26 protein-coding genes, 1 pseudogene and 1 riboswitch are annotated in these 26,084 nt (G+C 75.3%); of the genes and pseudogenes, 11 read left to right on the top strand and 16 right to left on the bottom strand.

Annotated features, from left to right (window positions below; genetic code table 11):
• The first annotated feature begins 8 nt into the window (after window positions 1-8).
• Window positions 9-764, top strand: coding sequence for a cobalt-precorrin-6A reductase (locus ACFYZY_RS18105; protein WP_388694887.1), 756 nt, complete (start codon window positions 9-11; stop codon window positions 762-764).
• On the opposite strand, the gene ACFYZY_RS18100 is transcribed toward ACFYZY_RS18105, so the two are convergent.
• From ACFYZY_RS18100 to ACFYZY_RS18090, 3 genes are read right to left on the bottom strand one after another with little or no spacing between them, the layout of a single operon-like run.
• Window positions 736-2,232 carry a precorrin-2 C(20)-methyltransferase gene (locus tag ACFYZY_RS18100; protein WP_388694885.1) on the bottom strand — a complete coding sequence of 499 codons (1,497 nt, stop codon included), beginning with the start codon at window positions 2,230-2,232 and terminating at the stop codon, window positions 736-738. The genes ACFYZY_RS18105 and ACFYZY_RS18100 overlap by 29 nt on opposite strands.
• Window positions 2,229-2,882 (bottom strand): precorrin-8X methylmutase, encoded by a 654-nt coding sequence (locus ACFYZY_RS18095; RefSeq protein WP_388694883.1) that lies wholly within the window; start codon window positions 2,880-2,882, stop codon window positions 2,229-2,231. The genes ACFYZY_RS18100 and ACFYZY_RS18095 overlap by 4 nt, the downstream gene beginning before the upstream one ends.
• On the bottom strand, window positions 2,879-4,102 hold the full coding sequence (locus ACFYZY_RS18090; protein WP_388695168.1) for a cobalamin biosynthesis protein CobG: 1,224 nt from the start codon (window positions 4,100-4,102) through the stop codon (window positions 2,879-2,881). Before ACFYZY_RS18090 ends, ACFYZY_RS18095 begins: the two co-directional genes overlap by 4 nt.
• A gap of 326 nt (window positions 4,103-4,428) precedes the next feature.
• Window positions 4,429-4,563: riboswitch (cobalamin riboswitch) on the top strand.
• Window positions 4,564-4,640: 77 nt separating this feature from the next.
• Here ACFYZY_RS18090 and cobN point away from each other — a divergent pair.
• Window positions 4,641-8,246: a cobaltochelatase subunit CobN gene (gene cobN, locus ACFYZY_RS18085; protein ID WP_388694880.1), complete on the top strand. Its 3,606-nt coding sequence runs from the start codon at window positions 4,641-4,643 to the stop codon at window positions 8,244-8,246.
• On the opposite strand, the pseudogene ACFYZY_RS18080 reads toward cobN, so the two are convergent.
• A pseudogene (locus ACFYZY_RS18080) lies at window positions 8,243-9,840 on the bottom strand (ABC-F family ATP-binding cassette domain-containing protein). The gene cobN and the pseudogene ACFYZY_RS18080 sit on opposite strands and share 4 nt — an antisense overlap.
• 269 nt (window positions 9,841-10,109) lie before the next feature.
• On the opposite strand from ACFYZY_RS18080, the gene ACFYZY_RS18075 reads away from it, so the two are divergent.
• Complete coding sequence (locus tag ACFYZY_RS18075; RefSeq protein ID WP_388694877.1) at window positions 10,110-11,054, top strand: DUF1648 domain-containing protein; 945 nt, start codon at window positions 10,110-10,112, stop codon at window positions 11,052-11,054.
• A gap of 2 nt (window positions 11,055-11,056) precedes the next feature.
• The gene (locus tag ACFYZY_RS18070; protein ID WP_388694875.1) at window positions 11,057-11,413 is read left to right on the top strand and encodes a GntR family transcriptional regulator; all 357 of its coding nucleotides are present in this window, start codon (window positions 11,057-11,059) and stop codon (window positions 11,411-11,413) included.
• Between the two features lie 132 nt (window positions 11,414-11,545).
• Here the strand turns inward: ACFYZY_RS18070 and ACFYZY_RS18065 are convergent, their stop codons facing one another.
• A complete protein-coding gene (locus ACFYZY_RS18065) occupies window positions 11,546-12,142 on the bottom strand; it encodes a DUF5994 family protein (RefSeq protein ID WP_388694873.1) in 597 nt (198 codons plus the stop codon).
• Window positions 12,143-12,367: 225 nt separating this feature from the next.
• On the bottom strand, window positions 12,368-12,784 hold the full coding sequence (locus ACFYZY_RS18060; protein WP_388694871.1) for a MerR family transcriptional regulator: 417 nt from the start codon (window positions 12,782-12,784) through the stop codon (window positions 12,368-12,370).
• Window positions 12,785-12,888: 104 nt separating this feature from the next.
• Here ACFYZY_RS18060 and ACFYZY_RS18055 point away from each other — a divergent pair, with 104 nt between their 5' ends.
• Complete coding sequence (locus ACFYZY_RS18055) at window positions 12,889-13,248, top strand: hypothetical protein (RefSeq protein WP_388694868.1); 360 nt, start codon at window positions 12,889-12,891, stop codon at window positions 13,246-13,248.
• A 65-nt stretch (window positions 13,249-13,313) separates the two neighbouring features.
• Here ACFYZY_RS18055 and ACFYZY_RS18050 read toward each other — a convergent pair whose 3' ends face one another.
• The 5 genes from ACFYZY_RS18050 to ACFYZY_RS18030 all read right to left on the bottom strand — a co-directional run bounded on the left by ACFYZY_RS18050 (window position 13,314) and on the right by ACFYZY_RS18030 (window position 17,164).
• Window positions 13,314-13,571, bottom strand: a complete 258-nt coding sequence (locus ACFYZY_RS18050; RefSeq protein WP_388694865.1) for an SCO5918 family protein — start codon at window positions 13,569-13,571, stop codon at window positions 13,314-13,316.
• Between the two features lie 140 nt (window positions 13,572-13,711).
• The gene (locus ACFYZY_RS18045; protein WP_388694863.1) at window positions 13,712-13,963 is read right to left on the bottom strand and encodes a CBS domain-containing protein; all 252 of its coding nucleotides are present in this window, start codon (window positions 13,961-13,963) and stop codon (window positions 13,712-13,714) included.
• 120 nt (window positions 13,964-14,083) lie between these two features.
• Window positions 14,084-15,496 (bottom strand): DEAD/DEAH box helicase, encoded by a 1,413-nt coding sequence (locus ACFYZY_RS18040; protein WP_388694861.1) that lies wholly within the window; start codon window positions 15,494-15,496, stop codon window positions 14,084-14,086.
• 262 nt (window positions 15,497-15,758) lie between these two features.
• Window positions 15,759-15,962, bottom strand: a complete 204-nt coding sequence (locus tag ACFYZY_RS18035) for a cold-shock protein (RefSeq protein WP_030206327.1) — start codon at window positions 15,960-15,962, stop codon at window positions 15,759-15,761.
• A 335-nt stretch (window positions 15,963-16,297) separates the two neighbouring features.
• Window positions 16,298-17,164, bottom strand: coding sequence for a class I SAM-dependent methyltransferase (locus ACFYZY_RS18030; RefSeq protein WP_388694859.1), 867 nt, complete (start codon window positions 17,162-17,164; stop codon window positions 16,298-16,300).
• Between the two features lie 516 nt (window positions 17,165-17,680).
• Here ACFYZY_RS18030 and ACFYZY_RS18025 point away from each other — a divergent pair.
• From ACFYZY_RS18025 to ACFYZY_RS18010, 4 genes are all read left to right on the top strand, one after another.
• Complete coding sequence (locus ACFYZY_RS18025; RefSeq protein ID WP_388695165.1) at window positions 17,681-19,069, top strand: glutamate decarboxylase; 1,389 nt, start codon at window positions 17,681-17,683, stop codon at window positions 19,067-19,069.
• 105 nt (window positions 19,070-19,174) lie between these two features.
• Window positions 19,175-19,585 (top strand): VOC family protein, encoded by a 411-nt coding sequence (locus tag ACFYZY_RS18020; RefSeq protein ID WP_388694856.1) that lies wholly within the window; start codon window positions 19,175-19,177, stop codon window positions 19,583-19,585.
• Between the two features lie 25 nt (window positions 19,586-19,610).
• A complete protein-coding gene (locus ACFYZY_RS18015) occupies window positions 19,611-20,009 on the top strand; it encodes a helix-turn-helix domain-containing protein (protein ID WP_388694853.1) in 399 nt (132 codons plus the stop codon).
• Between the two features lie 119 nt (window positions 20,010-20,128).
• Window positions 20,129-20,623: an iron chaperone gene (locus ACFYZY_RS18010; RefSeq protein ID WP_388694850.1), complete on the top strand. Its 495-nt coding sequence runs from the start codon at window positions 20,129-20,131 to the stop codon at window positions 20,621-20,623.
• A 103-nt stretch (window positions 20,624-20,726) separates the two neighbouring features.
• Here the strand turns inward: ACFYZY_RS18010 and ACFYZY_RS18005 are convergent, their stop codons facing one another.
• Entirely contained in the window at window positions 20,727-21,563 is an 837-nt protein-coding gene (locus tag ACFYZY_RS18005) for an isocitrate lyase/phosphoenolpyruvate mutase family protein (protein ID WP_388694847.1), read from the bottom strand.
• Between the two features lie 175 nt (window positions 21,564-21,738).
• Window positions 21,739-22,302 carry a GNAT family N-acetyltransferase gene (locus ACFYZY_RS18000; RefSeq protein WP_388694844.1) on the bottom strand — a complete coding sequence of 188 codons (564 nt, stop codon included), beginning with the start codon at window positions 22,300-22,302 and terminating at the stop codon, window positions 21,739-21,741.
• A 393-nt stretch (window positions 22,303-22,695) separates the two neighbouring features.
• Between ACFYZY_RS18000 and ACFYZY_RS17995 the strand changes: the two genes are divergently transcribed.
• On the top strand, window positions 22,696-23,379 hold the full coding sequence (locus ACFYZY_RS17995; RefSeq protein WP_388694841.1) for a maleylpyruvate isomerase family mycothiol-dependent enzyme: 684 nt from the start codon (window positions 22,696-22,698) through the stop codon (window positions 23,377-23,379).
• A 324-nt stretch (window positions 23,380-23,703) separates the two neighbouring features.
• Window positions 23,704-23,919: a DUF6243 family protein gene (locus tag ACFYZY_RS17990; RefSeq protein ID WP_388694838.1), complete on the top strand. Its 216-nt coding sequence runs from the start codon at window positions 23,704-23,706 to the stop codon at window positions 23,917-23,919.
• Between the two features lie 521 nt (window positions 23,920-24,440).
• Here the strand turns inward: ACFYZY_RS17990 and ACFYZY_RS17985 are convergent.
• The 3 genes from ACFYZY_RS17985 to ACFYZY_RS17975 all read right to left on the bottom strand — a co-directional run bounded on the left by ACFYZY_RS17985 (window position 24,441) and on the right by ACFYZY_RS17975 (window position 26,034).
• Entirely contained in the window at window positions 24,441-24,662 is a 222-nt protein-coding gene (locus tag ACFYZY_RS17985; protein ID WP_388694835.1) for a CarD family transcriptional regulator, read from the bottom strand.
• A 255-nt stretch (window positions 24,663-24,917) separates the two neighbouring features.
• Window positions 24,918-25,265, bottom strand: a complete 348-nt coding sequence (locus tag ACFYZY_RS17980) for a YciI family protein (protein WP_388694832.1) — start codon at window positions 25,263-25,265, stop codon at window positions 24,918-24,920.
• A 61-nt stretch (window positions 25,266-25,326) separates the two neighbouring features.
• Window positions 25,327-26,034 carry a CatB-related O-acetyltransferase gene (locus tag ACFYZY_RS17975; protein WP_388694830.1) on the bottom strand — a complete coding sequence of 236 codons (708 nt, stop codon included), beginning with the start codon at window positions 26,032-26,034 and terminating at the stop codon, window positions 25,327-25,329.
• Between the last annotated feature and the right edge of the window lie 50 nt (window positions 26,035-26,084).

Genomic DNA, 26,084 nt, shown 5'->3' with positions numbered 1-26,084 from the left:
GGGCTCCTGTGCACGTACTCGTTCTCGGCGGGACCACCGAGGCCCGCGCCCTCGCGGGACTGCTCCACCCCCGCGTCCGGGTCACCAGCTCGCTCGCGGGCCGGGTCGCCCGGCCCCGGCTGCCCGAGGGCGAGGTCCGGATCGGCGGCTTCGGCGGCGCCGAAGGACTCGCGGCGTGGCTGCGGGAGCACGCGGTGGACGCGGTCATCGACGCCACCCATCCCTTCGCCGAGCGGATCAGCTTCCACGCGGCCCGTGCGGCCGCCTCCACCCATGTTCCCCTGCTCGCGCTGCGCCGTCCCGGCTGGGTCCCGGAGGAGGGCGACGACTGGCGCGACGTGGGCTCCCTGGACGAGGCCGCCGCCGCCCTCGACGCCCTCGGCGACCGCGTCTTCCTCACCACCGGCCGCATGGGCCTCGCCGCCTTCGCCGCGCGCCCGGAGTGGTTCCTCGTCCGCTCGGTGGACCCCCCGGACGGACCGGTGCCGGCCCGCGCCGACATCCTCCTCGACCGGGGCCCCTTCACCCTCGACGGCGAACGCGGCCTGCTGCGCCGCCACCGGATCGACGTCCTGGTCACCAAGGACAGCGGCGGCGCGGCCACCGCCCCGAAGCTCACCGCCGCCCGCGAGGCCGGCGTCCCGGTCGTCGTCGTGCGCCGCCCCCCGGTCCCGGAGGGCGTCCCGGTGGCGACGACCCCCGGGGAGGCCGCCGCCCTGGTACTGGAGGGCCGGCTCAGCCGTACCGGCGCGGCGTCCACGTGAGCGTGCGGCCGTCCGGGCGCTCCACCGTCCGCGTCTGCGACGAGCCGATCAGGAGCAGGGTGCGCATGTCGACCTCGGAGGGGTCGAGGGACTTCAGGGTCAGCACCCGAACCGACTGCTCCGGGCCGCCCACGTCGCGCGCGACGACCACCGGGGTGTCGGGGGAGCGGAGCTCCAGGAGCAGCTCGCGGGCGGCCGCCACCTGGTGGGTGCGGGACTTCGAGCCCGGGTTGTAGAGGGCGATGACCAGGTCCGCCCCGGCCGCCGCGCGCAGCCGGTCCGCGATGACGTCCCAGGGCTTGAGCCGGTCGGAGAGCGAGATCGTCGCGTAGTCGTGGCCGAGCGGGGCGCCCGCCGCGGCGGCGGCCGCGTTGGCGGCGGTCACCCCCGGGAGGACCCGTACGGGAACGTCCGCGTACTCCGGTTCCGACGCCACCTCCAGGACCGCCGTCGCCATCGCGAAGACGCCCGGGTCACCGCCCGAGACGACCGCGACCCGGTGCCCGCGCCGGGCCAGGTCGAGGGCGAACTCGGCGCGCTCCGACTCCACCTTGTTGTCGGAGCCGTGCCGCCGCTGCCCGGGGCGCAGGACCGGCACCCGGTCCAGGTAGGTGGTGTAGCCGACCAGGTCGTCCGCGTTGAGCAGCGCCCCGCGCGACTCCGGGGTCAGCCAGGGCGCGCCCGCCGGCCCGGTGCCGACGACGACGACCTCGCCCCGGTCCCGTACGGGGGGCTCCTGGTCGATGCGGGAGGGCAGCACGGCGACCGAGAAGTACGGGACGGACTCCGGGTCCACCTCCGCCAGGCGCTCCGTCCGCTCGCCCGCCATGAACGCCCGCTCCACGTACCGCGCGTCCTCCAGGCGGCCCGCCCGCTCCAGGGCCCGCCGCACGGTGGGGAAGGTGCGGCCGAGCTTCATGACGACCGCCGAGTCGGTGCCCGCGAGCCGGGCCGTCAGCTCGTCCTCCGGGAGCGTGCCGGGAACGATCGTCAGGACCTCCTCCGCCTCGCACAGCGGCTCGCCGAGCCGGGCGGCGGCGGCGCTCACCGAGGTGACGCCCGGGACGACGGTCGTGTCGTAGCGGTGCGCGAGCCGCTTGTGCATGTGCTGGTACGAGCCGTAGAAGAGCGGGTCGCCCTCGGCGAGGACCGCGACGGTGCGGCCCGCGTCCAGGTGGGCGGCGAGGCGGGCCGCCGCCTCCTCGTAGAAGTCGTTCAGGGCGCCCCGGTAGCCGCCGGGGTGGTCCGTGGTCTCCACCGTGAGCGGGTACACCAGCCGCTCCTCGACGTGGTCCTCGCGCAGGTGCGGGGCGGCGATCGAGCGGGCGATGGAGCGGCCGTGGCGGGCCGAGTGGTACGCGACCACGTCGGCCTCGGCGATGGCCTTCACGGCGGCGAGGGTGAGGAGGTCCGGATCGCCGGGGCCGAGGCCCACGCCGTACAGCTTGCCGACGGTGTTCCCGGTCACTGCTGGATCTCCGCTTCGTGCGCGAGGGCGTTGATCGCGGCGGCCGTCATGGCGCTGCCGCCGCGCCGGCCCCGGACGACGAGGTGGTCGAGGCCGAGGGTGTTGGCGGCGAGGGCGTCCTTGGACTCGGCGGCGCCGATGAAGCCGACCGGTATGCCGAGGACGGCGGCGGGCCTCCCCGCGCCCTTCGCGACCATCTCCAGGAGGTGGAAGAGGGCGGTGGGGGCGTTGCCGATGGCGACGACGGAGCCTTCGAGGCGGTCCCGCCACAGCTCCAGGGCGGCGGCGGAACGGGTGGTGCCCAGCTCGGCGGCGAGGTCCGGCACGGCCGGGTCGGAGAGGGTGCAGACCACGTCGTTGCCGGCGGGCAGCCGCTTGCGGGTGACGCCGCTGGCGACCATCTGCGCGTCGCAGAGGATCGGCGCGCCCGCCCGGAGCGCGGCGCGGGCGCTCGCGACGACGCCCGGCGAGTACGCGATGTCCCGGACGAGGTCGGTCATGCCGCAGGCGTGGATCATCCGGACCGCCACCTGGGCGACGTCGGCGGGCAGGCCCGTGAGATCCGCCTCGGCGCGGATCGTGGCAAAGGACCGGCGGTAGATCTCCGTCCCGTCCTTCTCGTAGTCGAACATCCTGTTGCTCTCGCTCATCTCGTCGTACGGGCCGTGGCCACGGCTTCGGGCAGGGAGGTGCGGGGGGTGGGGGCGCCGTTCACCAGGTAGCCGCCGCCGGGGACGGCGAGGACGTCGATCCAGTCGCCGTGCGGACGGCCGCAGCGCCGCTCGCACCCGGAGTAGTGGACGGGCAGGCCGGGGGAGCCCGGTACGGCGTCCGCCCGGACGTCCGCGAGCGACTTGGCGCAGCCGGGCCGCCCGGTGCAGGCGCTGACGCCGGCCCAGGGGGAGCCGGGCCGGGTGATCAGGCCGTGCGCCTCCAGGGCGGGCAGCCGTCCGGGGTCCGTCCCGGTGACGACGGCCCCGCGCCAGGGCGTGAGCCGCACCTCGCCGGCGGGCAACAGGGCCCGCAGCTGGGCGGCGGTGAGGCGGCCGAGGGGGGCGAGGACGTGGAGGGCGGAGGCGCCGAGGGGGCCGGGGGCGGGGGGCGCCGCGCGGGGCGGGACCGGCTCCCGTCCGTCCTCCGCCGCGATCCCGGCCCGCGCGAGCGCTTCCCGCACGTCCACGTCGTGCCCCTCCGGCAGTTCGCGGACGCGCCAGGCGCCCGTACCGGCCTCGCGGGCGGCGGACAGGAAGGCGCGGGCGGCGGCGAGCGCGGCGCGCGGGGCGTCGGCGGCGGCGACGCGGACGGTGCGGCCGCCGAGGCGCAGGAGCGCGGCGTCCGGGGCCGCTGCGACCAAGGTCACATCGCCGCCGAGGCCGGTGACGTCGCCCCGGCCGTCGTCGAGGACGAAGAGGAAGCGGCCCGAGAGCGCCGCCGCCCAGGGCGCGGCGCAGAGCCGTTCGTCCAGCTCGCGGGCCCACAACTGCACGTCGGCGTGGCCGAGTCCGTCGAGTCCGGCGGCCGGGGAGGCCACGATGTTGCGGACGCGTTCGTGGGTGGGGGAGGGCAGCAGGCCCGCCTCCGTCAGGAGCGGCGCCAGCTCCGCCCCGCAGCCCTCCGCCAGGCCGCGCAGCTCCGCGTTGCCGCGCGAGGTGACGCTGATCCGCCCGTCGCCCAGGGTCTCCGCGGCGTCCGCCAGGGCCTCCACCTGACGGGGCGTCAGGCGGCCTCCGGGCAGCCGCAGTCGGGCCAGGAGGCCGTCGTCGGCGGAGTGCAGGCGCAGCGCCCCGGGACAGGCGTCGCCCCGGTCCCGTACGCGGGGAGCGCCGGGGTCGGGCGTCGGGGACGGGGTGGGCGGCATGGCGGCGAGCATACCCACGGGGAACCGGCTGCCGGCCGGGTGTGATCAGCCTGACTCCCGGGCGCCCGGCGGGTGGGTCCGGGGGTGTCTTCCGGGTTCGGGGCGGGTGGGTCCGGGGGTGTCTTCCGGGTTCGGGGCGGGTGGGTCCGGGGTGTCTTCCGGGTTCGGGGCGGGTGGGTCCGGGGTGTCTTCCGGGTTCGGGACGTGTGGGTCCGGGGTGTCTTCCGGGTTTTGGCCAAGCGGGTCCCGGGGCGTCTTCCGGGTTTCGGGCGGGCGGGGCCGGGGTCCCCGGCCGGGTGGGATCCGCCCGGCCCTCCCGGCTCCCGGAGCCCACGATCTAGGATGCAAGCGGCATGGGGTTCCAGGACCCCGGGGAGGAAGCCCGGTGAGATTCCGGCGCGGTCCCGCCACTGTGAACCGGCCCGGCGCTTTCGGGGCGGTGAGTCAGGAACTCCCTTCCCCGAGCTCTCGGCTTCGCTCGAGCAAGGGGAGGCCCCAACCCACACGACCACCCGGGGCGCGGACAACCCCGAGGAAGGCCTGCCTCGCCATGCTCCTGCTGCTGTCGCACTCCGACACCGACCTGCTCAGCGCCCGCGCGGCCGGCGGCCCGGTCGCGTACCGGTTCGCCAACCCGGCCCGGCTCCCGCTCGCCGACCTCCCCGGCCTCCTCGACGGGGCCGACCTCGTCGTCGTCCGGCTCCTCGGCGGCCTCCGCTCCTGGGAGGACGGGCTCGACGCGATCCGCGCCTCGGGGAAGCCGGTGGTCGTGCTCAGCGGCGAACAGGCGCCCGACGCCCAGCTGATGGAGGTCTCCACCGTGCCCGTCGGCGTCGCCACCGAGGCGCACGCGTACCTGGCGCACGGCGGCCCCGCCAACCTGGAGCAGCTGGCCCGCTTCCTCTCCGACACCGTCCTGCTCACCGGCCACGGCTTCGAGGCGCCGGCCGCCGCCCCCACCTGGGGCCCGCTGGAGCGCACCCCGAAGGCCACCGACGGCCCGACCGTCGCCGTGCTCTACTACCGCGCCCACCACATGAGCGGCAACACCGCCTTCGTCGGCGCCCTGTGCGACGCGATCGAGGACGCCGGGGCCCGGCCGCTCCCGCTGTACGTGGCCTCCCTGCGCGCCCCCGAGCCGGAGCTGATCGACACCCTCCGCGCCGCCGACGCCCTCGTCACCACCGTCCTCGCGGCGGGCGGCACCAAGCCCGCCGAGGCGCAGGCGGGCGGCGACGAGGAGGCGTGGGACGCGGGCGCGCTCGCCGCGCTCGACGTGCCGATCCTCCAGGCCCTGTGCCTGACCGGCTCCCGCGCGGCCTGGGAGGAGAACGACGAGGGCCTGTCCCCGCTGGACGCCGCGGGCCAGGTCGCCGTCCCCGAGTTCGACGGGCGCCTGATCACCGTCCCGTTCTCCTTCAAGGAGATCGACGAGGACGGCCTGCCCGCCTACGTAGCGGACCCCGAGCGCGCGGCCCGCGTCGCCGGGATCGCCGTGCGGCACGCCCGCCTCCGGCACATCCCGAACGCCGAGAAGAGGATCGCGCTCGTCCTCTCCGCGTACCCCACCAAGCACTCCCGCATCGGCAACGCCGTCGGCCTGGACACCCCCGCCTCCGCCGTCGCCCTGCTGCGCCGGCTGATCGGGGAGGGGTACGACTTCGGCCCCGCCGAGGAACTGCCCGGTCTGGTCTCGGGCGACGGCGACGAGCTGATCCACGCCCTCATCGAGGCCGGCGGCCACGACCAGGACTGGCTGACCGAGGAGCAGCTGGCCAGGAACCCGGTCCGCATCCCGGCCGCCGACTACCGGCGCTGGTACGCCACCCTCCCCGAGGAGCTGCGCACGCGCGTCGAGGAGCACTGGGGCCCGGCGCCCGGCGAGATGTTCCTCGACCGGTCGCGGAACCCGGAGGGCGACATCGTGCTCGCCGCCCTGCGGCGCGGGAACCTCCTGATCCTCATCCAGCCGCCGCGCGGCTTCGGCGAGAACCCGATCGCGATCTACCACGACCCCGACCTCCCGCCGTCCCACCACTACCTGGCCGCCTACCGCTGGATCGCGGCCCGCGCCGAGGACGGCGGCTTCGGCGCCGACGCCATGGTGCACCTGGGCAAGCACGGCAACCTGGAGTGGCTGCCCGGCAAGAACGCCGGCCTGTCCGCCTCCTGCGGCCCGGACGCGGCCCTCGGCGACCTGCCGCTGGTCTACCCGTTCCTGGTCAACGACCCGGGCGAGGGCACGCAGGCCAAGCGGCGCGCGCACGCGACCCTGGTCGACCACCTGGTGCCGCCGATGGCCCGCGCCGACTCGTACGGCGACATCGCGCGCCTGGAGCAGCTGCTCGACGAGTACGCGCAGATCTCCTCCATGGACCCGGCGAAGCTGCCCGCGATCCGCGCCCAGATCTGGACCCTGATCCAGGCCGCCCGGCTCGACCACGACCTGGGTCTGGAGGAGCGGCCGGAGGACGACGGCTTCGACGACTTCCTGCTGCACGTCGACGGCTGGCTGTGCGAGGTCAAGGACGCCCAGATCCGCGACGGCCTGCACGTCCTCGGCGGCGCCCCGGCCGGCGAGGCCCGGGTCAACCTGGTCCTCTCCATCCTGCGCGCCCGCCAGATCTGGGGCGGCACGCAGGCCCTGCCCGGCCTGCGCGAGGCCCTGGGCCTGGACGAGTCGGCCGCGACCCGCACCACCGCCGACGAGGCGGAGGCGGAGGCGCGCGAGCTGGTCGAGGCGATGGAGGCGGCGGACTGGGTGGTGGAGGCGGTCGAGTCGGTCGCGGCCGGCCACGGCCCCGACGTGCGGGCCGTGCTGCGCTTCGCCGCCGAGCAGGTCGTGCCGCGCCTGGCCGCCACCACCGACGAGCTGACGCACGCCGTGCACGCCCTGAACGGCGGTTTCGTCCCGGCGGGCCCGTCCGGCTCCCCCCTCCGGGGCCTGGTCAACGTCCTGCCGACCGGCCGCAACTTCTACTCGGTCGACCCGAAGGCCGTCCCCTCCCGGCTCGCCTGGGAGACCGGCCAGGCGCTCGCGGACTCGCTCCTGGAGCGCTACCGCGCCGACAACGGCGACTGGCCGACCTCCGTGGGCCTCTCCCTGTGGGGCACGAGCGCGATGCGCACCGCCGGCGACGACGTCGCCGAGGCCCTCGCCCTGCTCGGCGTCCGCCCGCTGTGGGACGAGGCGTCGCGCCGCGTGAACGGCCTGGAGCCGATCCCGCTCACCGAACTCGGCCGTCCGCGCGTCGACGTCACGCTGCGCATCTCCGGCTTCTTCCGGGACGCGTTCCCGCACGTCATCGGCCTCCTGGACGACGCCGTACGGCTGGTGGCCGGCCTCGACGAGCCGGCCTCGGACAACTACGTACGGGCGCACGCGCAGGCCGACCTGGCCGAGCACGGCGACGAGCGGCGCGCCACGACCCGCATCTTCGGCTCCCGGCCCGGGACGTACGGCGCGGGCATCCTCCAGCTCATCGACTCGCGCGACTGGCGCACGGACGCCGACCTCGCCGAGGTGTACACGGTGTGGGGCGGCTACGCGTACGGGCGCGGGCTCGAAGGGCGCCCGGCGCGGGCCGAGATGGAGACCGCGTACAAGCGGATCGCGGTGGCCGCGAAGAACACGGACACGCGCGAGCACGACATCGCGGACTCCGACGACTACTTCCAGTACCACGGCGGCATGGTCGCGACCGTCCGCGCGCTCCGGGGCACGGCCCCCGAGGCGTACATCGGCGACTCGACCCGCCCGGAGACCGTCCGCACCCGCACCCTGGTCGAGGAGACCTCCCGCGTCTTCCGCGCCCGCGTGGTCAACCCGCGCTGGATCGAGGCGATGCGCCGCCACGGCTACAAGGGCGCGTTCGAGCTGGCGGCGACCGTCGACTACCTCTTCGGGTACGACGCGACGACGGGCGTGGTCGCGGACTGGATGTACGACAAGCTGACGCAGGAGTACGTCCTCGACCCGGAGAACCAGGCGTTCCTGAAGGAGGCCAACCCCTGGGCCCTGCACGGCATCGCGGAACGGCTCCTGGAGGCCGAGTCCCGGGGCATGTGGGAGAAGCCGGACCCGGAGACGCTCGCCGCGCTGCGGCAGGTGTTCCTGGAGACGGAGGGGGACCTGGAGGATTCTTCCGACGACTAGGCCGTCGTCGGGGCGGCCTCCGGGGCCAGCTCCAGCCGGCGGCCCCGGAAGCCCTCCCGCAGCCGCCGGTCGTGGCTGACGACGACCAGCGTGCCCCGGTAGGACGCGAGCGCGGCCTCGATCTCCTCCACCAGGCCCGGGGCCAGGTGGTTGGTCGGCTCGTCGAGGAGGAGCAGGTGGGCGGGTGAGGTCACGAGCCGGGCCGGCTCCAGCTTGCGGCGCTGTCCGACCGACAGGTGCCGGACGGGGGTCGTCAGGTCGCGGGCGGAGAAGAGGCCGAGGGCGAGGAGTTCGTCCGTGCGGTCCGCTCCGAACGCCTCGCCCACCGTACGGGGGTCGGTGGGCGGGTCCGTCTCCTGGCGGAGCAGCCCGGCCCGGGCGGGCCGGCGCACGGTGCCGCCGTCCGGGGCGAGTTCGCCCGCGAGGACCTTCAGGAGGGTGGACTTCCCGGCGCCGTTCGGGCCGGTGACCAGGAGCCGTTCGCCCGCGTCGGGGTGGAGGGCGCCGAGCCGGAGTCGCCCCTCCACCCGGACGTCCACGAGGTCCACGGACGCGCCCCCGCCCGCGAGGCGCGCGCGGAACCGGAGGGGTTCCGGGGGCGCGGGCACGGGGTGGGCGGTGAGCCGGGCGAGGCGTTCGCGGGCGGCCCGGACGCGACTCATGGCGCCGTGCGCCCGCGACCGGGCCCGGAAGGCGCCGGCCCCGCTGAACGCGGCCGGGGCCTTGCGGGGGATCGCGGAGAACCGGTCGATGCGCGTGTCCGCGAGGGCCGTGTACCGGGCGAGTTCGGCCTTCCACTCCTCGTACTCCCGGGCCCTGCGGGCCCGTTCGGCCGCGCGCCCGGCCAGGTAGCCGGCGTAGCCGTTGCCGTAGCGGCGCAGGGTGTGGCGGTCCTCGTCGACCTCCAGGACGGCGGTGGCGACCCGGTCGAGGAAGACGCGGTCGTGGGAGACGGCGACGACCGCGCCCCGGTGGGCGCGCAGCCGCTCCTCCAGCCAGGCCACGGCCTCGTCGTCGAGGTCGTTGGTGGGCTCGTCGAGCAGCAGCAGTTCGGGTGCGGCGGCGAGCACGGCGGCGAGGGCGAGCCGGGAGCGCTGTCCGCCGGAGAGCGTCCCGAGGGGCCGGGCGCGGTCGAGCGGCCGGCGCTCCCCGAGCCGCCGCAGCGTCGTCTCCACCCGCCGGTCGGCCCCGGCGCCGCCCCGGGCCTCGTACGCGGCGAGCAGCCGGGCGTACCCGTCGAGGTCGCCGGTCGCGGCGAGGTCCGCCTCGGCGGCCCGGACGGCCCGCTCCAGCTCCCGCACCTCCGCGAGGGCGTGGTCGACGGCGTCCCCGGCGGTGGCGTCCGGGGGAGGTCCAGGGTCTGGCCGAGGTGGCCGAGGCCGCCGGGCGCGACGACGTCGACGGTCCCGTGGTCGGGGGCCTCGATCCCGGCGAGGAGGCGCAGGAGGGTGGACTTCCCGGACCCGTTGTCCCCGACGACCCCGAGGCGTTCACCCGGCCGGACGGTGAGGGGGACCCGGTCGAACACGGTCCGGGGCCGCGCGGGCGGTCCGTCGTGGCGCTTGGTGACGTCGGTGAGCAGGACACGGAACAAGGGCGGCCTCCTGGGCGGGACGCGAGCGGAAGATGACGAGACGTCTCGTCTCGTTTAAGGTACGGCGCCCGCCGGTCCCCCGCAAGACGTTTCGTCTCGCGGGGGCGGGCGAGGGGTGTGCGACGCCCGGCCGCCGTGCGCCCCGCACCCCGCACCCCGCGCCCCGAAGCGCGCAGCGCGCAGCGCGGCCGCCGCGCGCCCCGGAGCCCTGCCGCACGCGGTACCCCCTGAGCGCATTGTTCTAGTAGAGTGCGAACAAGGAGGTTCCCATGAACCGTTCACCGTTCCGTCTCCGCGCGCTCGCCGCGCTCCCCTTCGTCCTCGCGTTCTCCGTCCACCTGCTGGCGCTCGTCCTCTGGTACGACCGGCTCCCCGACCCCCTCGCCACCCACTTCGGCCCCGGCGGAGGCCGCGCCGACGGCTTCACCGGCCGGGCCGCGTACACCGCGATCAGCGCGGCCCTGCTCCTCGGCGTCGCCGCCGCCTGGGTGTTCTTCGTCCGCCGCGCCTCGCTGTGGGGCGCGTGGGCGACGGCCGGCTTCACCGGGACGCTGCTCGTCCTCCTCCTGCGGGACAACCTGGACGCCGCCGAGGCCGCCCGGGTCGCCTCGCCGCTCACCCACCTCGCCGTCGCGGCGGGCGCCGCCGCCCTCTGCGCGCTCGCGGGCCAGGCCCTGGCCCGGCTCGTCCCCCGGGAGGAGCCCGCGTCCGGCCCCGCCGACGCGCCCCGGCTCCCGCTCGGGGAGAGCGAGGTCGCCGGCTGGTCCCGCGACGCCGGCTCCCGGGCCCTCACCGCCCTCGCGGTGCTCGCCCTCGTCGCCGTCCCCGTCGTCCTGCTCCTCGCCCCGTGGCCCGCCGCCTGGCTCGCGCTCCTCGGACCGGTCGTCGGAGTGCCGGTGCTCGCCCTCGCCCGCGTCCGGGTCGCCGTCGACCGCCGGGGCCTCACGGTCCGGCCCGCCCTCGTCCCCCGCCCCCGGGTCCGCGTCCCGCTCGACCGGGTCGCCTCCGCGTCCGCCCGGGACGTGGACGCCCTCGCGGACTTCGGCGGCTGGGGCTACCGGGTGAGGCCGGGCCGCACGGGCGTGGTGCTGCGGTCCGGCGAAGCCCTCGTCGTACGGCGGGACGACGGGCGCGAGTTCGCGGTCACCGTGCCCGACGCGGGCACCGCCGCCGCCCTGCTGAACACGCTCGTCGAGCGGCGTGGGAGGGTCTGACCGTGCTCTTCCGCGTCGATCCGGCCTCCGCCGTCCCCCTGGGCGACCAGATCGCGGCCTGTGTCCGGGGAGCCCTCGCCGACGGCTCGGTCGCGCCCGGTGAACGCCTTCCGGCCGCCCGGGAACTCGCCGACTCCCTCGGCGTCAACGTCCACACCGTCCTCCGCGGCTACCAGCGGCTCCGCGAGGAGGGCCTGATCGAACTCCGCCGGGGCCGGGGCGCCCTCGTCGTGCCCGGCGCCGGTGCCCCCGACCGCGCCCGCCTGGTCTCCCGCCTCCGCGAGGCGGCGGCGGACGCCCGCGCGCTGGGCCTCTCGGAGGCGGAGTTCCTGGAACTGGCGCGCACGAGCCTGGAGTAGGGGCGTCCGTGCCCCGGGCCGGTGCGCGCCCCGGTGAGCCCGCCGGGCTCCGCCGGAGGGGGGCGCGACGAGGGCGGCGTCCTCGCGATCCCCCTCCGGAAGCCGCCGGGAGGGGGATCGGCCGTGCAGGGATCAGCCGCGCAGGGGGATCATCCGCCCCCCGGTGACCGGGAGCGGCGCGGGCGGCGGCGGTACGGCCGGGAGGGGTGCGGACGGGCGGGTCGCCCCGCCGTCGTCCTCCCAGGACCGCTCGTCGCGCCGGGCGTCCCGGAGGCCGCGGTCGACCGCGGCCTCGTCGGACAGCAGCGTTCCCGCGGTGCGGTGCCCGCCGGGGGTCGAGGCGGCGGCCATCAGCCGGGCCGCCGCGGCGGGTTCGGTGCCGGGCGGGATCACGAGCAGGTCGCAGCGGGCGACCGCGTACGAGAGCAGGATGATCTTGTCGGGGTCCTGCTCCGTGAACCAGCCCGCGTGCACGGCGTGCCCGCGGACGGGGACCTTGTGCGGGACGACGGACCAGTGCGCGGGGTGCACCGCGACGCGGGTGATGCGGCCCCAGCGTTCCCGGAGGGCGTCCACCAGCGCCGGAAGCTCGGCCGCCAGATCGCGCGAACGGGGCCACCAGGCACCGTCCAGACGGCCGGGGAGAGGGCTCGCGGGCGTGAACGCCAGGCGGGCCGGAAGCGGGGCGACGGGGGCGCGGACGGCGCTCCGGTCGATGGTCGCGGACATGGCACGAACCCGTCCCCGGGCCGCGCCGAAGGGGAGCGGCCCAGTGTATTGATCGCCGGAAACGACGTCCGCGTGGAAGCGGGTGTACGGGGTACTCCCGGTAACCCCCAGCCTACTCCGGCGGGGCGCCCGGCGGACCGTTCCCGGCCCCCCGGTCTCCGCCGCCCGGGGAGGCCCCGGGAGGCCCGGAGCACGCGGGGCCCCGCCGTCCGTACGGCGGACGGCTCAACCCGACGCCCGGCCCGGCTCCTGCCCCGGCTCCCGGTCCCCGGCCTGTTCCGTCCGCCCGGCCGGGCCCGCCCCGGCGGGCGTCCCCGCCCCCGACTCCTCCGCCGCCCGCCGGTACTCGGCGTTGATGCGCTGGGCCTCCTCCAGCTGGTCCTCCAGGATGACGATGCGGCAGGCCGCCTCGACCGGAGTGCCCTGGTCCACGAGTTCCCGGGCGCGGGCCGCGACCCGCAGCTGGTAGCGGGAGTAGCGCCGGTGGCCGCCCTCGGAGCGCAGCGGGGTGATCAGGCGGGCCTCGCCGATGGCGCGGAGGAAGCCCGGGGTCGTGCCGAGCATCTCGGCGGCCCTGCCCATCGTGTAGGCCGGGTAGTCGTCGTCGTCGAGTCGGCCGCCGAGCGGATTGTCCGCTGTCATCTGCACCTCTTCCAGGGAACGCTTCGGGGCCCCGGTGCCGCGCGGCACCGGGGCCCCGGGGGAAATTCAACCACCGGAGGGCGCGCCGCCTAGAATCGGCTCTCATGTCGAAGCCTGACGAACTGCTCGTTGACATTGCCGCCACGGTGGAGTCCGGGCAGAGCAACCAGATGTCCCTGACCGTGGTCGCGGGGGGCGTGGTCATCACCGGGCGGCTGGCCCCGGAGGCGCTCTGGAGAGAGCGGGTGTCGGAGGTCCTGACGGACTCCGCCCTGCTGGGGGAGTTCTCCAAGGTCTTCAGCCCCGTCGAACGGAGGGAAGAGCCCCCCACGCACCTTCACTTCCACCTCGCCCGGATCCTCCAGGGCACGGTGGGCATCCCCGAGACCGGCGGAATGTACCGCGTCGCGATCGCGGATGTCAGCGCCTGGACGGTGGGCGACTTCAGCTACTCCGACCACTGACCCGACGACGAAGGCCCGACCGGCGTGCCGGTCGGGCCCTGTCGTCGTTCCTCCGCGCGGGGCGGTCAGACGGTCTCGGCCGTCTCCACGGGGAACGTGCCGCAGGTGAAGCCGAGGCGGGTCATGGCGCGCACGACCTCGCCGGCGCTGAAGTCGCGCCGGTCCTGGCGGGTGACGACCTCGCCGACCTGCTTCACGGGGTACTGGCGGCGACCGATGGTCACGAACTCACCGGTACCCGGCTCGGGCTTGACGCCCTTCATCGAGTCCAGCACGCCGCTCTTCGTCAGGTCGAAGGGGAAACGGGCGATGACACAGCGCATGATGCCTCTCAGGGGGTAGCGGGGAGCGGGGAGCGGGAGGGGTGCGGCCCGGACGCCGGGGGGGCGTACGGACCGGAGGAGAACGTCCGGGGGAACGGCCGGCCGGGGCCGCCCGGGGAAGGGCGGCCGGCGGCGACCGCTCAGCAGGGCGGCGCGAGGACGACGTCCCGCAGCCGGAGCCGGTCCGTGTACGAGGTGCCGTCGCGGACGGCCGTGAGCTGGGCACGGGTGACCAGGCCGGTGGACTCGCCGTCGACGTCGCAGACGAGCAGCCGCCCGGTGCGGGACCCGGCCATGACGGACAGGGCCACTTCGACGGTCATGTGGTCGGCCGCCCGCGTGGCCGCCTCGTCGGGAGAGACGTGGCGGGACTGCGTGGGGAGCGGTGTCACGGGTGCCTCCTGCGGAGAAGTGAGGGTGCGCCGCACCGGGACGCGCGACCGGCCCGGGACACGTCCCGGCCGCCGCGCGGTGCCGGGGCGGTGGGTCCCCGGCGCCCGCGCGGGGACGGGCTACGCCGCCGCGCGACGGGGGGCCCGGCGGGGACGGCTCCGGCGGGGGCGGCCGGTGGCGCCGTCGCGGCGCCGTTCCGCCGGCGGGGCCGTGATGACGACGGGGACGCCGGACGGGGCCTGCGCGCCGGTGATGCGGTGCAGCTCGGGCTCGCCGGAACGGACCTGGGTGACGTGGGGGCGGATGCCCGCGTCCGCCATGAGGCGGACCATGCCCCGGCGCTGGGCCGGGGTGACCAGGGTGACGACGCTGCCGGACTCGCCCGCGCGGGCGGTGCGGCCGCCGCGGTGCAGGTAGTCCTTGTGGTCGGCGGGCGGGTCCACGTTGACGACGAGGTCGAGGTTGTCGACGTGGATGCCGCGCGCGGCGACGTTCGTGGCGACGAGCACGGAGACGTGCCCGGTCTTGAACTGCGCCAGGGTGCGGGTGCGCTGCGACTGCGACTTCCCGCCGTGCAGCGCGGCGGCCCGTACGCCGCTCAGGAGGAGGTCCCGGGTCAGCCGGTCCACGTCGTGCTTGGTGTCGAGGAACATGATCACGCGCCCGTCGCGGGCGGCGATCTCCGTCGTGGTGGCCTGCTTGTCGGAGCCGTGGACGTGCAGCACGTGGTGCTCCATCGTCGTGACCGCGCCGGCGGACGGGTCGACCGAGTGGACGACCGGGTCGGTCAGGTAGCGGCGTACGAGGAGATCGACGTTGCGGTCCAGGGTGGCGGAGAACAGCATCCGCTGGCCCTCCGGCCGCACCTGGTCGAGCAGCGCGGTGACCTGCGGCATGAAGCCCATGTCGGCCATCTGGTCGGCCTCGTCCAGGACGGTGATCTCGACGCGGTCGAGGACGCAGTCGCCGCGGTCGATGAGGTCCTTGAGGCGGCCGGGGGTGGCCACGACGACCTCGGCACCGGCGCGGAGCGCGTGCGTCTGGCGTCCGATCGACACCCCGCCGACGACGGTGGTCGTCCGCAGCCTGAGCGAGCGGGCGTACGGGGTGAGGGCGTCGGTCACCTGCTGGGCCAGCTCGCGGGTGGGCACGAGGACCAGGGCGAGCGGCTGCCGGGGCTCGGCGCGCTTCCCGGCGGTCCGGGCGAGCAGCGCGAGGCCGAAGGCCAGGGTCTTGCCGGAGCCGGTCCGGCCCCGGCCCAGGGCGTCACGGCCCGCGAGGGTGTTCGGCAGGGTCGCGCCCTGGATCGGGAACGGCACCGTCATGCCCTCGGCGGCGAGCGCGGAGAGCAGCGGGGCGGGCAGGTCGAGCGCGGCGAACGTCTCGACGGCCGGCAGCGCGGGGGTGACCGTCCGGGGGAGGGCGAACTCGGCCGGCGGGCCCGAGGGCGCGCGGCCTCCGCCCTGGGGGCGGGTGCGGCCGCGGGGCTGCTGGGTGCGGGTGGGACGGCTGTGCGTGCGTGTACGGTTCACGGCGAACCTTCCTCGATGCGGCGCATATCAAGGAATTCCCGCAGCAGAAGTGCAGCACGGATAATTGCGAGACAAGCCGAACCGAAAGTGGGAGTGCGGCCGACCGGCGGTTCCTGCGGCGGGTCGAACGCCGAAACATGCGTTCATACGCATGATCGAAATGTGCAACGAGCCGGGCCCCGCACCCCAAGGTGCGGGTCCCGGCTCGTCCTGCGCGTCAGTGCTCGATGCCGGTGTCGGCGTCAGCGCTGGGCGTCGATGTTCAGGCGGAGACGATGTTCTCGGCCGTCGGGCCCTTCTGGCCCTGCGCGATGTCGAAGTTCACCTTCTGGCCTTCCTGGAGCTCACGGAAGCCCTGCGAGGCGATGTTCGAGTAGTGGGCGAACACGTCGGGGCCGCCACCGTCCTGCTCGATGAAGCCGAAGCCCTTTTCCGCGTTGAACCACTTCACGGTGCCAGATGCCATGTCAATTCTCCTTCGGGGCAGTGCTCGGAATCCACACCGTGCGGACTCCGTGTCGCCGCGATGATTGCCCCAACCGGAAAAGACCGGAAATGCCTCAAGCTTTGGGAACCACAACTGCAACTTCTATCGACAGTAGCACGGTGGGCGGAGCATTGTGGGGTGGTCAATGCTTTCCGTGTGGACCGGTGAGAAATCCTCACGGCGCCTGGTGCCGAATTCTTACTTCGCGGATGCAGATTTTTTCCGGTCGGCTCTCACGGGGCGGGCGCCGCCCCGGCCCCGCCCGGCCGCCGGTTCGCCGGTCCACCGTTTCGCTGGTTCACCGGTTCGCCGGTTCACCGTTTCGTCCCCGAGACGACGAGGAACGGCGGATGGTCCGCCTCCGCCGGATCGTTCCCCAGCAGGGCGGAGTGGCGGGGGAGCACGGGTTCGTGGACGTCGAGGTCGGTGAAACCGGCCTTGCCCAGGACGTCCAGGTAGGTCTGGCACGGCCAGTGGTGGTCGGACCGCTCCAGCGGGGCGCCGCCGCCCGGCCGGTCGAGCAGGGTCCGCCGGGGCTCGCCCTTGGTGTACACGCGGCCGGGTTCGCCGCTGCGGAAGGTGGAGAAGCGGATGCCGGCGCTGCGCGGGTTGACGTCCAGCACGGCGTACCGGCCGCCGGGGCGCAGGACGCGGTGGACCTCGGCGGCGATGTCGTGCAGGGTCCCGGTCTCGCCGGCGGCGGCGAAGACGAAGCAGGACATGGCGGCGTCCACGGAGCCGTCGTCCAGGAACGGCAGCCGGCCGTCCTCGATCCGGCGGAGGTCGATCCGGGGGTGCGGGCGCCGCTCGCGGGCGAGGGCCAGCGCGCGGGGCGAGGCGTCGGCGGCCACGACGCGCGCGTCCGAGGCCGCGACGATCCGGGCGGCGGCCCTGCCGGACCCGCAGCCGTGGTCCAGGACCGTGCGGACGGCGGAGGAGCCGATGCCGAGGGCGTGGAAGACGGCCGGGTAGCCGACGAGGCGTTCGGGGAGGTCGTCGTAGGAGTCGTGGGCGCGGACGTGGGCGTCGTCGCGGGGGTCGTGGCCGTCGGCGGGGTTCCCGGTGGGACCGTCGGCGAGGTCGGCGGCGGGAGCGTCGGCACCCGCCCGCACCGCTCCGGTGCCGGCCTCGTCCGCGCCGCGGGCGCCGCTCGTGCCGCTCGTGGGGGTCGTCAGGGTCATACGGGGTCGCCTTTCGGTGGTCGGTCCGGGACGGGACGGTGCCGGGACGACCCGGCGCCACCGTGATCCGGTTCCGCCGGAACGTACTGGTTGTCCCGTCGTGTCGGTATCCGCCCGATCAGCCGGGATCATCCTCGTACGGCAGGGAGTCCTCGCAGGTCAGAAGAGGTACGGGCGGCCCGGCGGGCCCGGGAGGAGGGGGCGCGCACGGCGCGGGAGGCCGCTTCGTCACCCCTCCAACGGGCGAACCCCCGCCCCGGCCGCCGTACGGAACCGCAGGTCGGAGGCGTGGGGACCGTCAAGGCGGCGAAGAGGGCGCGGTGCCCGGCCCCGATCCCGGCCCCGGCCCCCCGATCCCGGACCGGCCCCGGCCCCGGAGCCTCCTCCCCCGTCCTCCCTCACCCGCCCGGGTCAACCGCCGTCTCCGTCGCCGGGCGCCGTCCCCGCTCCCGTGGGTTGATGGGGGCACGGCCGTCCGCGACGGACGGGCCGGTGACGGTGAGCGAAGGGGAGACCGTGGCGCTCCACGAGACGAGGTCCCCGGCGGGCGGCGGCAGGGCGACGGACGTGTTCGCCTCGCCGCTCAGCGAGCGGGTCCTGCCGAAGTACCGCATGCCCGAGGAGCCCTCCCTCCCCGAGGTCGTCTACGCGCTGCTCCACAACGAGCTGCTGCTCGACGGGAACGCGGCGCAGAACCTGGCGACGTTCTGCACGACCTGGTCGGACGACGAGGTCCGCCGGCTGATGGACGAGTGCCTCGACAAGAACATGATCGACAAGGACGAGTACCCGCAGACCGCCGAGATCGAGGCGCGCTGCGTGAACATCCTGGCCGATCTGTGGAACGCCCCGGAGGTCGCGGACGGCGGCGCCATGGGCTGCTCCACCACCGGTTCCAGCGAGGCCGCCATGCTGGGCGGCCTGGCGCTGAAGTGGCGGTGGCGCGAGCGCCGCCGGGCCGAGGGCCGGTCCACCGACCGGCCCAACATCGTCGCGGGGCCCGTACAGATCTGCTGGGAGAAGTTCGCCCGCTACTTCGACGTCGAACTGCGGCAGGTCCCCCTCGAAGAGGGGGCGACCGGCCTGCGTCCCCACCAGCTGCGGGAGTACGTCGACGAGAACACCATCGGCGTCGTCGCCATCCTCGGCGTCACCTTCACCTGCGACTACGAGCCGGTCGCGGAGATCGCCGCCGAACTCGACCGGATCCAGCGGGAGACCGGCCTCGACGTCCCCGTCCACGTCGACGCCGCGAGCGGCGGTTTCGTCGCGCCCTTCCTCCACCGGGACCTCGTGTGGGACTTCCGCCTCGAACGGGTCTCCTCCATCAACGCGTCCGGCCACAAGTACGGCCTCGCGCCCCTCGGCGTCGGCTGGGCGGTCTGGCGCACCGGGGACCTGCTGCCGAAGGACCTGGTGTTCGACGTGGACTACCTCGGCGGTGACCTCCCGACCTTCGCCCTCAACTTCTCCCGCCCCGGCGGCGAGATCGTCGCCCAGTACTACAACTTCCTGCGCCTGGGCCGCACGGGCTACCGGCTCGTCCAGCAGGCGTGCGCGGACACCGCCCGGTACCTGGCCGGGCAGGTGGCGGAGATGGGCCCGTTCACCCTGCTCTACGACGGGAGGGGCGCGCTGCCCGCCGTCTCGTACACCCTCACCGACCCGGCGGGCGCGGGCTTCAGCCTGTACGACCTCTCCGACCAGCTCCGGATGCGCGGCTGGCAGGTGCCCTCCTACCCGCTGCCCGCCGACCGGCAGGAGACCGTCGTCCAGCGGGTCCTGATCCGGCACGGCATCGGCCGGGACGAGGTGGACCTGCTGGCCCGGGACATGCGCCACTCCCTGGAGCGCCTGACGCGCGGCAGGCCGGCGGACGAGGACCGCACGGCCTTCCACCACTGAGCGGACCGGCCCGCCGGGACCGGAACCCGCGTCCTCCCCGGGCCGTCCGGAACCGGTCAGGATCGGAGAAGCGCGGGACCGCCGCCCCCGTCTAGCGTGAGGCGCATGGACCTCACCATTCACACCACCGCCCTTCCGCACGACGACCCGGACGCCTCCCTGGCCTTCTACCGCGACGCCCTCGGCTTCGAGGTGCGCGGCGACGTCGGCCAGGGAAGGACGCGCTGGATCACGGTCGGACCGGCCGGACAGCCCGGCACGTCGATCCTGCTCGCGCCGCCGGCCATGGACCCCGGCATCACCGAGGAGGAGCGCCGCACCATCACCGAGATGATGGCCAAGGGCACGTACGGCTGGATCCTGCTGGCCACCCCCGACCTCGACGCCACCTTCGAGAAGGTGCGGGCCGCCGACGCCGAGGTCGTCCAGGAGCCGACGGAGCAGCCGTACGGCATCCGCGACTGCGCCTTCCGCGACCCGGCGGGCAACCTGATCCGCATCCAGGAAGTCCGCTGACCCGCCGGGCCGGAAGGAGCACGCCGTGTGCCACCCCGCATGGGCCCGCGCCCGCGCCGTAGCGCGGCACCTGGACGACCTCGCGCGCCTGCGCCGCGTCCGCGACCTGATCGACCGGGAGTACGCGCGTCCGCTGGACGTCGGGGAACTGGCCCGCCGCGCGGGCATGGCGCCCGGACACCTCAGCCGCGCGTTCCGGCTCGCGTACGGCGCCCCGCCGCACGCCTACCTGACGGCGCGGCGCGTCGAACGCGCGAGGACGCTGCTGCACCACGGCGACCCGGGCGACGCCGCACTGGGCGGACTGGTCGGCCTCCTGCCGCCGTCCGCCTTCCGCGCCCGTTTCACCGAACTGGTCGGCACACCGCCGGACGCCTACCACCGGGCGGCCGCGCGCCGCCTCCCCGGGGTGCGGGGCGCGTGACGGGGGCGTACGGCCGGGAGCCGGTCCCGCCGGCTCCCGGGAAGCGCCCGCGGGAGCGGGCCCCCTGCACGGAGACACACCGACGAAGCACCGCGGAGACCGCGGAAGGGGAGAAGACGATGACCGCCAGGACCGCCACGACCGCCACGACCTCCGCCGCCGCCGGTACGCCCGGCGGGGAGAAGGACCACGACGGCTTCACCGTCGAGGAGCGCGCCGCGATGAAGGAGCGCGCCCGGGAGCTGAGGACGACCACGCGCCGGAGCCCGCGTGCCGCCGGGACCGACGGGGAGGCCGACGTCCTCGCGAAGATCGGCGAGATGCCGGAGGCGGACCGCGTCCTCGCCGAGCGGGTCCACGCCGTCGTCCGCGCGACCGCCCCGGAGCTGACGCCGAAGCTCTGGTACGGGATGCCGGCGTACGCCAGGGGCGGCAAGGTCGTCTGCTTCTTCCAGGGCGCGTACAAGTTCAAGGCGCGGTACGCCACGCTCGGCTTCAACGACGCGGCGGCCCTCGACGACGGCGACATGTGGCCGACCGCCTTCGCCCTGACGGCCCCGACCCCCGCCGTCGAGGAGCGGATCGCCGCGCTCGTCGCGCGGGCGGCGGGCTGAGCGGGAGCGCGCCGTGCGGGCCGCCGCGCTCCTCGTCCCCGGCCGGGGCGGGGGCCCCGTCGGTCGGACGTCCTGGCCCCGCGCCCCGGAACTGGAGGCGCGTCTAACCCCGGGCTCCCATCAGGGCGTTGAGCTCGCCGTAGTCGACGGCGTCCGCGAGGGACGTGTAGGTGCCGGTGGCGGTCAGCTCCGCCGCCGCCCGGCGGGCCGTCGCGTACGCCGCCTGGGCGACCGAGGAGCCGAGGCTGACCCGGGCGACGCCCAGCTTCGCCAGCTCGGCCACGGTCGGGGCGCCGGGACCGGCGAGGATGTTCACCGGGGCCGGGATGCCCGCGGTGAGGGCGGCCACCGTGCCGGGGTCGGTGACGCCGGGGACGAAGATGCCGCTGGCCCCGGCGTCGAGACAGGCGCGGGCGCGGTCCAGGGTCTCCTGGAGGCGGGTCTCCTCCGGCCCGGCGCCGAGGAGGTACGTGTCCACCCGGGCGTTGACGTAGAGCCGTACGCCCGCCGCTTCCGCCGCCGCACGGGCGGCGGCGACGCGCGCGCACTGCTCGGCGGACGGGCGCAGCACGGAGCCGCCGTCCGGGTGCCCGTCCTCGATGTTGATGCCGACGGCCCCGGCGGCGACGACCCGGGCGACGGTCTCGGCGACCTCGTCCGGGGTCGCGCCGAACCCGCTCTCGATGTCGGCGGTGACCGGGACGGACACCGCGCCCACCACCCGGGCGATCAGGGCGACGGCCCCGTCCCGGTCGAGCCGGTTGCCGTCCGCCGCTCCCAGGCCCCAGGCGACGCCGGCACTGGTGGTGGCGATCGCGCGGGCTCCGGCGTCCTGGATCAGACGGGCGCTCGCGGCGTCCCAGGCGTTGGCCAGCGCCAGGGGAGCGGCGGGGTCGTGCAGGGCGTGGAACAGCTCGGCGCTGTCGTGCTGAGTGGTCATGAACGGTATTGCACCAGGCCCAACAGCCCTTCCGCTGGCGAGTTTTCGACATTGCGGTTTCCGGAGGGCACGGTTTCCGGAAGGCGCGGCTTCCGGACGTCACCGCCGGACCCGGCCACGGCGGTGGCCTCCGGGACCGGGCGTCGGCGCGGTTCCGATCCTGGTGCCGTTCCGATCAGGCCGGTGCGGTCGGTGGGGCCGGTGCGGGCGGGAAGCGCACGCCGAACCACTGCTCGGCGCCGTACTCCTCGAACCGTTCGACCTCGGTGAAGCCCAGCTTCGCCGCGAGGCGCATCGCGCGGACGTTGGCGCTCCGGGTCGAGAGCACCACGGGTTCGCCGGGACGCACCCCGGCGAACCGGTCGAGCACCGCCGCGCACGCCTCGAAGGCGTATCCGTGCCCCCACGCCCCGGGCAGGAACAGATAGCCGAGTTCGGTCTCCCCCGCCTCGGGACGGACGTGTCCGCGGCGTCCGGCGTCGCGCGGGTCGAGGGTGACCAGGCCGATCATCCTCCCGTCGAGTTCGGCGACGAAACAGCCGGGGCGCCGGCCGGGCACTTCGGGCATCGCGCGTTCGAGTTCGTCGCGGGGCCGGGCGCCGCCGATGTGGGTCCCCACTTCGGGCGAGGCGAACAGCTCGACGAACACCGGGCGATCCCGGGCCTCGGACGCGCGGAGCACGAGCCGTTCGGTCGCCGTCGGGCCGGACGGCAGGAGGAGGGTCCTGGGCTCGGTCATGGTGGGGAACTTACCGCGTACCCGGGGGAGTTCGACGGGGAAGGCCGCATGACGACGGGGCGATCGACGGGGAAACCCGGCTCTCGCCCCGGCTCCCGCCCCGCGTCCCCTCCCGGCCGTCCGCGAACGGGTCGGCTTCCGGCGCGCGTGCGGACCGGCCGGAACGCGGGAGGCGGGTCGGGGGTGTGAGGCACGGATCGGCGAGGGAGAAGCGGGAACACGAGATGTCGTTGTCCGCCACGGGACCCGGCCGTGCGGCCGGAGGAACAGGAGCCGTTTCATGCCGGACGGGATCGCCACCGCCACCGCCACCGCCGACGGGACGCAGCGAGGGGACGGGTGCGGCGAGGGGACGCGGGACGCGGAGCGGCGGACGGGCGGGGGACACGCGGCGTGAACGACGACCGGGTGCGCGAAGCGTTCCGGCAGGAGTGCGAGGCCCTCGCCGGTGCCGTGGCCGGACTCTCCGGGGCCGACTGGACCCTTCCGACACGCTGTGTTCCGTGGACCGTGCGCGACCTCCTCGGGCACGTGTGCGTGGTGATCGACCGGCTTCCGGACGTGCTGGCCGCGCCGGCCCCCGGCGGGGCGGAGATCTCGGCGGCGGAGTACTACCGCCCGGACGACCGCTTCTCGCCCCGTTCCAACCGCACACGGGTCACGGCGGCCGAGGACCGCGCGGCGCGGTGGGCCGACGGCACCGACGCCGCCGAGGACTTCGCCGCGACCTGGCGGCGGGCCGCCCGGCTGTGCGGGGACCGGCCGGCCGGCCGGACCGTGCGGACGCGCCACGGCGACGCCATGCTCCTGTCGGAGTTCCTCCTCACCCGCGTCGTGGAGGTCGCCCTCCACGGCCTCGACCTGGCCGACGCGCTCGGACGCGACGCCTGGCTCACCCCGGCGGCCGGTGACGCCGTGGCGGAGCTGATCCTCGGCGCGGAGCACGCCGGGGCGGCGGGCGAGCCGGGAGGGAACCGGCCCCGCCTCCTGCGCAAGGTCACCGGCCGGGAACCCCTGGACGGAGCGGAAGCCGCACGGATCGAACGGCTCGGCGTCCGCCGGCTCACCCTGGGCTGACCCCCGCGCCGCACGCGTCCCGCGGCCTCACGGCCGTCCGTCGGGAACCGCCGTGCGGAGCACATCGGCGAAGGCGGCGGTCCCGGCTCCGGGCGGGCGGTGACCACCGGTGGGCGCGGGTCGGCCCCGGACGCCCGGCCGGTGCCGGGGCGACGAGGAGCCCGGCGTGCAGGGCCCGCCGAACCGGGTAACGTCCTTGGCGTGTTCTTCTGGACGCCGATCCACGGGTGAGGGCGTGAGGGGCCCCTGCCGATGTCCTTCGACGCCGCCGCGCCCGTCCCGCACGATGGATCCGTACCCCACTCCACGACACCGGGAGAATCCGTGACCGACAGCAAGAACATCAACAACCCCGTGGGCCAGGGCGGCGGCCAGCGCAAGAAGCTGTCCCGCGCCGAACGGCAGAACAACGGCCCGCACCGCAACCTCGACCGTCAGGGCGCCGCCGACCGGAAGGCGGAGCTGGTGCGCAAGATGCGCGAGAAGACGGGCACGGCCGAGGGCGCCGACCGGACGGACGACGACACCGCGCGGAGCTGACGCGCCGCAGCCGGCGGCACGCCGCGGCACGGTCGCCCGGCCGGCCGACGGCGTCCGCCCCGGTTCCGCACGCCCCCGGAGCACGGGGCAGGGCAGGGCCCGCCCGTACGCGGATCAGCGCGCGAGCCGTCGGAGGACGGCCGCCGGGGAGCGACGGGGGTCCGGCGCCCTCCGCCTCTGCCCGGGCGAGGGCGCCGGCACGTTCGCGCCCCGCGCGAAGCCCGGCGGCGGCCGGGTCACGATGCCGACGCCGCCGTCACGATCGGGGGCTAGCGCGTCCCGCGCCGAGCCGCACTCGTGCCGGAGGCGGACGCTTGCGCGTCCTCGTCGAACGGGAAGGTTTCGACCTCCCCGAAGTCGGGCGCCCGGAAGGGGCTCGTGGTGGGACGCGGTGATGCCGCGGCGGCGCGGGGGGACGCTTCTGCCGGAGCGGAGAACGGCGAGGTCAGGTCGATGGCAGAGGTCCTCTTCCTTGCGGGTCCATGAACGGATCTGGTCGGCTGTGACCGGGCACGGCGGCCCTACAGCTTGGTCATCTTGGCGTACGGACTCACGATCCGCTCTTGCACCGAGCCGAAATCCACGACCGCCGCCGTCCCGTTCTCGATACCGGTGACCCGGCCGAGGCCGTGCACGTCGTGTGTGACCTGGTCGCCCACGGCGAACTGCTGGGGAGGCGGCGTGACCGGGGCTTTGAAGGGACTGGTGGGCAAGAAGCGCTTCGGTGCACTGGGCTTTGTCATCCCTACCAGTATGCGCCCACGCGTATCCGCCACGGCCGTTCGCGTCCGCAGCGCACGGTGGCGGAGAAGGGTCTCACCGGAAAGCGCCGGCCCCAGGGCGCCGGCCCGGGACTTCGCCGGGGAGCGGAGGACGGGAGTCCAACCCGTGCCACAAGCGCGGGAATCCTCTGGCGCTTGGGCACGCGAAGGGCGTTTGACCTGCAGGAACGGTCTGCGGGCGGACCGTTCCGGCTCGGTGCTTCGGAGTCGTGCCGTTCAGGCGGATTCGAGGACCGGGCGGATCTCGACGGTCTCCGGGGTGGGAAGGCTCTTGGCCAGTTCGATGGCTTCCGCCCGGTCGGTGACGTCGACGACGAACCAGCCACCGAGGGTCTCCTCGCCGGTGTGCGCGGGCCCGTCGGTCACCACCGGTGTCCCGTCGGCCGGGGTGCGCACCGTCGCCGGGGCGGTGTGCCCGGTCTCCAGGGCCTCGCCGCCGACCAGCTTCCCGGCCGCGGCGAGGCCGCCGATCCAGTCCTCGTACTCCTTGCGGTAGGCGGTCCGGTCGGCCTGGATCCGGCGGCGGGATTCGTCCGTCTCGAAGATCACGAGTGCGTACTTCACGAAGGTTCCTCTCCGGTCGCCGTACGGGCGACCGCTGTCGGCGGTGCGGGGCGGGGGCCGTTCAGACGGTGTCGTCCGGCGGGGTGACGCGGGCGGGCGCGCCGGTCTCGGGCGCGGTCCGCAGGGCGCCGTCGGGACCGGCGGCGATGCGTTCGATGTCGGCCGGGGTTCCGGCCATGAGGGTGCGGGCGTGTGCGGTGACCAGGTCGGCGGGCCAGTCCCACCAGGCGGCGCGCCGCAGCCGTTCGACGTCGGCGTCGTCGTGGCGTCGCCGGATCGGCCTGGCAGGGTTGCCGCCGACGATCGTGTAGGGCGGGACGTCGGCGGTGACCACGGCGCCGGCCGCGATGATCGCGCCGTCCCCGATCCGCACGCCGGGCATGACGGTCGCCCGGTAGCCGAACCAGACGTCGTTGCCGACGACCGTGTCGCCACGGCTGGGCATGGACGTGACGATGTCCAGGGTCTCCTCGGCCCACCGGCCGCCGAACATGGTGAACGGGTACGTCGACACTCCCGTGGCGGGGTGCGCGGCGCCGGCCATCAGGAAGGTGGTTCCCGTGGCGATCGCGCAGTACCTGCCGATGATCAGGCGCTCGGGGCCGTAGGCGTACAGGACGTTGCGGTGCTCGAACTCCGTGGCGCCGTCCGGATCGTCGTAGTACGTGTACTCGCCCACGGTGATGTTCGGCGAGGTGACCAGCGGCTTGAGGAACACCACGCGTTCGTGCGCGGGCAGCGGGTGAAGGGTGGTCGGGTCGGGCGACAAGGTGATTCTCCTCGGGGAGGGGGTGACCGGGGGGCGGCGGAAACGGGACG

The sequence above is a fragment of the Streptomyces sp. NPDC001744 genome (assembly GCF_042892575.1).
GTDB lineage: Bacteria > Actinomycetota > Actinomycetes > Streptomycetales > Streptomycetaceae > Streptomyces.
The sequence above is the reverse complement of the archived record's forward strand: the minus strand, read 5'-3'. Positions and strand labels throughout refer to the sequence as shown.